We start from the raw sequence: 1448 nt of genomic DNA on the forward strand, positions 1-1448 counted from the left end.
TGAACTGACCCCACAAAGTTGGACGATTTTCTATCTATGCCTGAGCGGCCTGAATTCTGTATTCAACAGGACTCAGGCCGTTTAGCTTCAGTCTGATACGCGAGTGATTGTAATACTGGATGTACTCGTCGATGCCTGCGTGAAGCTCATCCAGGTCGTTAAATTTGTTCAGATAAAAAAATTCGGACTTCAGTGTGCCGAAGAAACTCTCCATGGCCGCGTTGTCATAGCAGTTACCCTTGCGCGACATGCTCGGCGTAACGGAGCGTTTTTTGAGAGCCCGCAGGTAAATGGGCATTCGATACTGCCAGCCCTGGTCTGAGTGCAAAACCGGTTTCTCATGCGGCTGAAGCCGCTTGAATGCACCTTTGAGCATCTTCCCGACCATATCGAACAGCGGTCTTCTGGCAACCTCGTAGGAAATGATTTCGCCGTTGTACAGATCCAAAACGGGAGATAGATAAAGCTTCTGACCTCCAACTTTGAACTCTGTAACGTCGGTTACCCACTTTTGATTGGGTGACGGAGCTTCGAATACACGCTTCAAAAGATTAGGCGCTGCCTTGCCTACCTCCCCCTTGTAGGCCCTGTATTTCTTCACCCGCACCAAGCTCTTGAGCTGAAGCTGCGCCATCAGTCGCTGAACAGCCTTGTGATTGACGAGATGACCAGCGCTCCGTACAGCAGCCGTTATGCGGCGATAGCCATACCGGCCCTTGTGCTCGTCGAACGTCGAGCGAATCTTGTCTTTCAGTTCTGCATACTTATCAGCCGCTTGCAGCGCCTTTTGCTGATAGTAAAAGGTGCTGCGTGCCAAACCGGCAAATTTCAGCAGGCTTTCGAGAGAATGCAGCGGCCTCAGTCCTATTACGATTTGCGCTTTTTCTGCTGCGCTACTCGTTTCTTCTCCTGAACCAAGGCATCGAGCTTTTTTAGGTAGTCGTTTTCCATCCGCAACTGCTTCACCTCGGCAAGCAAATCATCGCGTGAGCGCGATTCGTCATCGGTTGAGCTGGGTTGAACAGGAGGAGTGGTGGTCGGCATTTTTTTCGGACGTCCGGCTCTATTAGGCTGCTTGGTAAGGGCATCAAAACCGCCCTCATCAAAGCGGCGTTCCCAGAGACCGATGATGTCGAACTTACGGATGTCGAACAAGGCCGCCGTCTGCCGATAGGACAGCTGTTCCTCACGCATACGTTTCAAAACAGACAGTTTGAAGTCGTTGCTATAGCGCTGCAGTTTTTTCTCTTTAAGCCCAGCAACGCCATGCACTTGATAGGCCGCGACCCACTGGCGAAGGGATGAAAAGTCCACATTGTGACGGTGTGCAACATCCCTCAAACCCGCGCTACCGGAACAATAGTCCTGCACGGCTGCGAGTTTTGCTTGCTCTGTGTACTTACCCATGACACCCCCAAGGTTGTGTCCAACCTTTGGGGGTCAGTTCA

The 1448-nt window shown here is 51.5% G+C and carries 1 protein-coding gene; it reads right to left on the reverse strand.

Annotation, left to right across the window (positions count from 1 at the left end; genetic code table 11):
* Window positions 1-34: 34 nt before the first annotated feature.
* A protein-coding gene (locus tag JJD66_RS27860; protein ID WP_200649527.1) for an IS3 family transposase occupies window positions 35-1407 on the reverse strand; the annotation gives its coding sequence in 2 pieces (ribosomal slippage) (window positions 35-936 and window positions 936-1407; 1374 coding nt in all).
* Between the last annotated feature and the right edge of the window lie 41 nt (window positions 1408-1448).

Origin of the sequence: Pseudomonas sp. MF6751 (assembly GCF_016613265.1) — a bacterium.
Lineage (GTDB): Bacteria > Pseudomonadota > Gammaproteobacteria > Pseudomonadales > Pseudomonadaceae > Aquipseudomonas > Aquipseudomonas fluorescens_BV.